The sequence below is a fragment of the Corynebacterium sp. genome, assembly GCF_052107835.1.
Classification (GTDB): Bacteria; Actinomycetota; Actinomycetes; order Mycobacteriales; family Mycobacteriaceae; genus Corynebacterium.
On record NZ_JBQEDF010000094.1, the window covers coordinates 1 to 6,064 of the forward strand.

General features: G+C 66.8%; 7 protein-coding genes. 2 read left to right on the plus strand and 5 right to left on the minus strand.

The genetic code is table 11. From position 1 onward, the window contains the following. Window positions 1–70: 70 nt before the first annotated feature. From murA to ACTIL2_RS15030, 4 genes are all read right to left on the minus strand, one after another. Window positions 71–1,327, minus strand: a complete 1,257-nt coding sequence (gene murA, locus ACTIL2_RS15015) for a UDP-N-acetylglucosamine 1-carboxyvinyltransferase (RefSeq protein WP_442338283.1) — start codon at window positions 1,325–1,327, stop codon at window positions 71–73. Between the two features lie 21 nt (window positions 1,328–1,348). Further along, window positions 1,349–2,203 carry an acetate metabolism transcriptional regulator RamA gene (gene ramA / locus ACTIL2_RS15020; RefSeq protein ID WP_442338284.1) on the minus strand — a complete coding sequence of 285 codons (855 nt, stop codon included), beginning with the start codon at window positions 2,201–2,203 and terminating at the stop codon, window positions 1,349–1,351. 378 nt (window positions 2,204–2,581) lie between these two features. Continuing rightward, window positions 2,582–3,073 (minus strand): DUF2505 family protein, encoded by a 492-nt coding sequence (locus ACTIL2_RS15025; RefSeq protein ID WP_442338285.1) that lies wholly within the window; start codon window positions 3,071–3,073, stop codon window positions 2,582–2,584. Continuing rightward, window positions 3,074–3,874 (minus strand): enoyl-CoA hydratase-related protein, encoded by an 801-nt coding sequence (locus ACTIL2_RS15030; protein WP_442338286.1) that lies wholly within the window; start codon window positions 3,872–3,874, stop codon window positions 3,074–3,076. Window positions 3,875–3,987: 113 nt separating this feature from the next. Here ACTIL2_RS15030 and cysK point away from each other — a divergent pair, with 113 nt between their 5' ends. Further along, complete coding sequence (gene cysK, locus ACTIL2_RS15035; protein ID WP_442338287.1) at window positions 3,988–4,923, plus strand: cysteine synthase A; 936 nt, start codon at window positions 3,988–3,990, stop codon at window positions 4,921–4,923. Window positions 4,924–5,064: 141 nt separating this feature from the next. After that, a complete protein-coding gene (epsC, locus tag ACTIL2_RS15040; RefSeq protein ID WP_442338288.1) occupies window positions 5,065–5,649 on the plus strand; it encodes a serine O-acetyltransferase EpsC in 585 nt (194 codons plus the stop codon). Here epsC and ACTIL2_RS15045 read toward each other — a convergent pair. Next, the gene (locus ACTIL2_RS15045) at window positions 5,646–5,930 is read right to left on the minus strand and encodes a GNAT family N-acetyltransferase (protein ID WP_442338289.1); all 285 of its coding nucleotides are present in this window, start codon (window positions 5,928–5,930) and stop codon (window positions 5,646–5,648) included. The genes epsC and ACTIL2_RS15045 overlap by 4 nt on opposite strands. Between the last annotated feature and the right edge of the window lie 134 nt (window positions 5,931–6,064).

A 6,064-nucleotide genomic window follows, 5' to 3' on the forward strand; every position in this document is an offset into this window, starting at 1 on the left:
TGTCCGTCGCTCTGACTCGCATTAATCTACACACCCCACCCAGACACCACAACCCCCCAGGTCAGAGCACTTATTCCGTGACGCGCTCCACCGTGGCGCCAAGCTCCACCATCTTCTCCACGAAACCGGGGTAGCCACGGTCGATGTGGAAGACGTCATTCACCCGCGTCACCCCGTCGGCGCAGAGCCCGGCCAGCACCAGTCCCGCACCGGCGCGGATGTCGGAGGACCACACCGGGGCGGAGCTCAGTTCCTCCACTCCCCGGATACTCACATGGTGGCCGTCGATGTTCGTGTCCGCGCCCAACCGCGTCATCTCGTCGACGAACCGGAACCGCGACTCGAAGATGTTCTCCGTGATCACGCTCATTCCCCCACTCACCGCGCAGAGTGCGATCGCCATCGGCTGCATGTCCGTGGGAAATCCGGGGAAGGGCAGGGTCTGGTAGTCGACCGCGGTAGGACGCGTCTCCTGGACGACCCGGAATCCCGTCGGGTACTGCTCCACCCGTGCGCCGGCCAGCTTCAGCTTCTCCAGGACAAGGTGCAGGTGCGCCGGGTCGATCCCGCCCACCGTGATGTCGCCCTGCGTCATTGCCGCGGCGTAGGCCCACGTTCCCGCGACCAGTCTGTCCCCGACCACCTCATGCTCGACGGGGTTGAGCCGTGGCACGCCCTCGACCGTGATGGTGTTGCTCCCCGCCCCCTCGAGCTTCGCCCCCATTTCCTGGAGCATCAGGCACAGATCCACGATCTCCGGTTCACGGGCCGCGTTGTCCAGTACCGTCGTCCCCTCCGCCAGGACCGCGGCCATCAGGATGTTCTCCGTCGCCCCGACCGACGGGAAGTCCAGCATGATCTTCGCCCCTGTCAGCCTGTCCGTCTGGGCGACCACGCAGCCGTGCTCGATATGTGTCGTTGCCCCGAGCTGCTCCAGCCCGGACTGGTGCATGTCGAGAGGTCGGCTTCCGATCGCGTCCCCACCCGGGAGTGCGACCACCGCCCGGTGGCAGCGGGCGGTCAGCGGCCCGAGGACGCAGATGGATGCCCGGAACTGACGCACGGCGTCGATGTCGGCGTCGGAGGAGATCTCCGACGGAGTATGGATGGTCACCGTCCCCCCGTTGAGCTCGACCTCGCACCCCAGCCCCCGCAGCACATCGGCCATGTAGGGGACATCCGCGATATCGGGGCTGTTCCGCAGTACCGTCGTCCCCTCAGCGAGCAATGCCGCGGCCATGAGCTTCAGGACGCTGTTCTTCGCCCCGTCCACCCTGACCGAACCGCTGAGCCGGGCGCCACCTGTCACAAGAAAATGATCCTTCACCCGATCCATCCTAGCGGTAGGTCAGGGTAGCGCGCCGATCCGGCGGGCAGCGTTCACCGCCTCGTAACGGGTATGCGCCCCCAGTTTGCGCATCACCGAACGCAGGTAGCTCTTGACGGTTTCGGCGCCGATACCCATTTCGTCGGCTGCCTCGACGTTGGTGTGCCCGAGCGCCACACAGGACAGGACGTCCAGTTCACGGGCGGAGAGCTTCGTCGTCTGCTTGACGCGGACCGGGCTGACCATTTGGTCGCAGAGCACCTCCAGGTCGCGCCGGATCTCCTCGTCGGACACCCGGTTGGCGAGCATCCGCAGCCGGGAGTGCGTGGCGCGGACCTGCTCCCACTCCGCCCCCGACATCGTGCGCACCGGCTTGGCCGCGGCGTCCCGCCCCGCTCCCCCGCCACCGTCGGCGCGGCGCACCGCCGCGTTGACGGCGAGATCCTGTTCGAGCACCCGGGCGGTCATCGTGACCTCCTCGAGCACCTTGTCCCCCATCCTCACCGGGGAATGCACACCGGCGTAGAGGACGCCCCGCATGTCCCGGCCGACGATCACCGGCACGGCGACGATGGAATGCAGCCCCTCGTCCCGGATGGGCCGGTCGTACTCGTGGGAGATGGATTTGGCCCGGGCGTAGTCCGAGACCCCGACCGGACGCCGGGTGGCCATCACCCTGCCTCCGACACCCTGCCCCGACTCAACGACGAGGTTGTTGAGTGCCGGGGTCCGGAGCCCCACCCACTGGTTGATGACCATCCGCCCGTCCGGCTGACAGGTGCCGAACATCGTGACCGGGATTCCGGTCGCATTCTTCAGGGACGACAATGCCTGCCTGATGGCGTCGTCATCGTCGCGGTGACGCTGCTGCTCCACGGCGCACCTTTCTGTATTGATCGGTTGTCACCCCCGAACAGGTAACACCCGAGTGCGGGGGACGTGGGCTCTACAGTCACAGAGTATATGGAACCTGAGCACTACCCCCAAAATCCTGGCCCGCTTCGACGGCTCCGAGGCGACGTCGACTGCAGGGAAATCCCCTGTGAACAGGGTTTACGCGGAACTGCATCCGTAACGCGAAAAAAGCGGTCGGACGGCGCGTCCGTCCCGCCCCTCGGCACATCACCCCCGGGAACCGGCGACCATACCCCCGCTATTCCACCCCGAAGCGGCCTCGGCCCGGGACAGGGGCCCTCCGGAAACCGGACATTGCCCGCCGCCGAAACCCCCGTATGACCCCGTTCAGCACACCCGCTACGTCCGGTTCTGGCCTGCCTGACGCCCGATCCGGGCGAGACTCTTGTCGATCCCCTCCTCCGCCCCACCGAGGAGCTTGCCGGCGAGCCTGCCGCCAATCAGGGGAACCCCGATGTCGGCGGTCACCTGGGCCTCCACCGCAGTGGTCCCGTCCGCTCCGCCGGTGTAGACGAGCCTGTTGGTCATTGTCCCCAGCCCCTTGGGAAGCGGTATCACGGTGGTCGCGGTGAATGTGCCGTCCGCGAACGGGGTGACGTCGGTGGTCTGTTCGACGGTCAGTTCCGGGGACTTCTTTGCCGCGGGGCGGGTCGCCACGACCCGCGAGTGCACGGAACCGTCCGGCGCCACCTCGCGCTCCGTGTCCCCGATGGTCAGGCCGTCGGCCGGCTCGTCATCAACGGTCAGGAGGTACCTCTCCGAGGACACCACGCTGTGGACCGTCTCCACCGGGTGGTCGATGACCTTGTTGAAGGTGACGCTCTTGGCCATCTAGCGGTGCCTCCACTCGGGCCTGCGCTTCTCCACGAACGCGCTCATGCCCTCCTTCTGGTCCTCGGTCGCGAACAGGCCCCAGAACGCCTCGCGTTCCTGGCGCATACCCTCGGCCAGCGGTGTGTTCAGCGCCGCGTCCACTGCCTCGGTCGCCGCGGCAAGTGCCACCGCGGAGTTGGACGCGACGGTCGCCGCGACCTGGGCGACCTCCTCCAGGAAGCCGTCGACCGGCAGGACGCGGGACACCAGTCCGCTGCGCTCCGCCTCCTCGGCGCCCATGGTGCGGCCCGTGAGGATCAGGTCCATTGCCTTGTACTTGCCCACCGCCCTGGTGAGGCGCTGCGTTCCGCCCATGCCGGGAATCACGCCGAGGGTGATCTCCGGCTGTCCGAACTTGGCCTTCTCGCTGGCCAGGATGATGTCACCCATCATCGCCAGCTCGCAGCCACCACCGAGGGCGTAGCCGGAGACGGCGGTGATGATCGGGGTCTGCACGCCGGTGACCCGCTCCCACATCGCGTAGAACCGCTTCAGTTTGATGTCCGGCCATGTCTGGTCCTTCATCTGCGTGATGTCGGCTCCCGCGGCGAAGGCCTTCTCGCTGCCGGTGATCACGATCGCCCGGACCCCCGGGTCGGCGTCGAACTCCTCGAGTGCGCCGACGACCTCCTCCATCACCGTCTGGTTCAGGGCATTCAGCGCTTTGGGGCGGTTGAGCGTGATCGTGGCCACGGCACTGCCGTCCCCGTCACCCGCGGCGATCTCCGTCATGATGGTCTCGTAAGTCATATGATTCATTGTTTCACACAATGATGGCGCCTGTGAGCGGGCTCATGTAGACTTGCGGCGGTATACAGACAGACCGCTCGGTCTGCCCAGATTGAGGGACACGAAAGGACCAACACCCAGCCATGGCCAAGATCTACGAGAACATCACCGACCTGATCGGCAACACCCCCCTGGTGAAGCTGAACAAGCTCACCGAGGGACTGCCCGGCAACGTCGTCGTGAAGCTCGAGTCCGCCAATCCGGCGAACTCCGTCAAGGACCGCATCGGTGTCGCCATCATCGACGCCGCCGAGAAGGACGGCTCCCTGAAGCCCGGCGGCACCATCGTCGAGGCGACCTCCGGCAACACCGGCATCGCGCTGGCCACCGTCGGGGCCGCCCGCGGCTACAAGGTCATCCTGACCATGCCGGAGTCGATGTCCCTGGAGCGCCGCATCCTGCTGCGCGCCCTGGGCGCCGAGCTGGTCCTGACCCCGCCCCCGGCCGGCATGCAGGGCGCGGTCGACAAGGCCAACGAGATCGTCGAGTCGACCGAGAACGCCGTCCTCGCCCGCCAGTTCGCCAACCCCGCCAACCCGGAGGTCCACTACAGGACCACCGGCCCGGAGATCTGGGAGGACACCGACGGCAAGGTCGACGTCTTCATCGCCGGTGTCGGCACAGGCGGCACCGTCTCCGGTGCGGGCAAGTACCTCAAGGAGCAGAGCGCGGACGTCAAGATCGTCGGCGTCGAGCCCAAGGACTCCCCGCTGCTCACCGAGGGCAAGTTCGGCCCCCACAAGATCCAGGGCATCGGCACCAACTTCTTCCCGGACAACCTGGACAAGGAGATCCTCGACGAAGTCTACGACGCCACCATCGACGACTCCGTCAAGTACGCCCGCGAGCTCGCCGCCCAGGAGGGCATCCTGGTCGGCATCTCCACCGGCTCCAACATCTGGGCGGCCCTCGAGGAGGCCAAGAAGCCGGAGAACGAGGGCAAGCTGATTGTGGCCATCGTCGCCGACTTCGGCGAGCGCTACGTCTCCACCCTGCTGTTCGACGACCTGCGCGACTGATCCCACCCCGTAACCACGGGTCCCGGCGAACCCCGGCCCACGAACATCCGTAGGATGATGTGAGGAAACTTACATCGCCTTCCGTGGCCGGGGTTTCGTCATCCCCGGCCACGGACACCGCCCAGAAGGAGGACTCGCCCGGTGAGTGTGCTGCGCAGCATCAAAGAGGACCTGGACAACGCCAGGACGCATGACCCCGCCGCCCGCGGTGACCTGGAGAATGCCCTGGTCTACTCCGGCCTCCACGCCATCTGGGCGCACCGGGTGTCCCACCGGCTGTGGACCTCGGGGGCGAAGGGACCGGCACGCATCCTGAGCCAGTTCACCCGGTTCGTCACCGGCATCGAGATCCACCCCGGCGCCACGGTCGGACGTCGGTTCTTCATCGACCACGGCATGGGTGTGGTCATCGGCGAGACGGCCGAGATCGGCGACGACGTCATGCTGTACCACGGTGTCACCCTCGGCGGTTCCGAGCTGGTCCACCGCAAGCGCCACCCCACGATCGGCGACGGTGTGATGGTCGGCGCCGGGGCGAAGGTCCTGGGGCCGATCACCATCGGTGCCCGCTCCGCGATCGGCGCGAACTCGGTCGTCACCAAGGACGCACCGGAGGACTCGATCCTCATCGGCGCCCCGGCGAAGGTCCGTCACCGCAAGGCCGACGAGCGCACCCCACTGGTCGACCCCGCCGGCTACGTCAACGACCTGCAGAACAACATCTAGCGGACAAGATCCCCGTAACCGGGGTTCTTGGCGATGAAGCCCTCCACCGCCGAGCAGGACGGACGTACGCCGAACCCTTCGGCGCGGGTGGCGTCGAGCGCCGCCTCGATCAGCGGGGCGGACAGCCCGTGTCCCCGGTACGCCGGGTCGATGACGGTGTGGTTGAAGTCCCGTACGTCGCCCACCCGGACATAGGCCGCGTACCCGGCAACCTCTCCCCCGACGTCGAGGACGTAGCGGGAATTGTCGGTGTCGTGCACGACGGTGAGATTGTCATCCATGTCCGCCAGTGTAGTCCCGTCCCGGTCCCCCACGGATACGGAAGATCCCCCGGGGATGTATTCTCCGGGGGATCTGCGGTGTGCCCAGACCAGGGATCGAACCAGGGACCTTACACTTTTCAGGCGTACGCTCT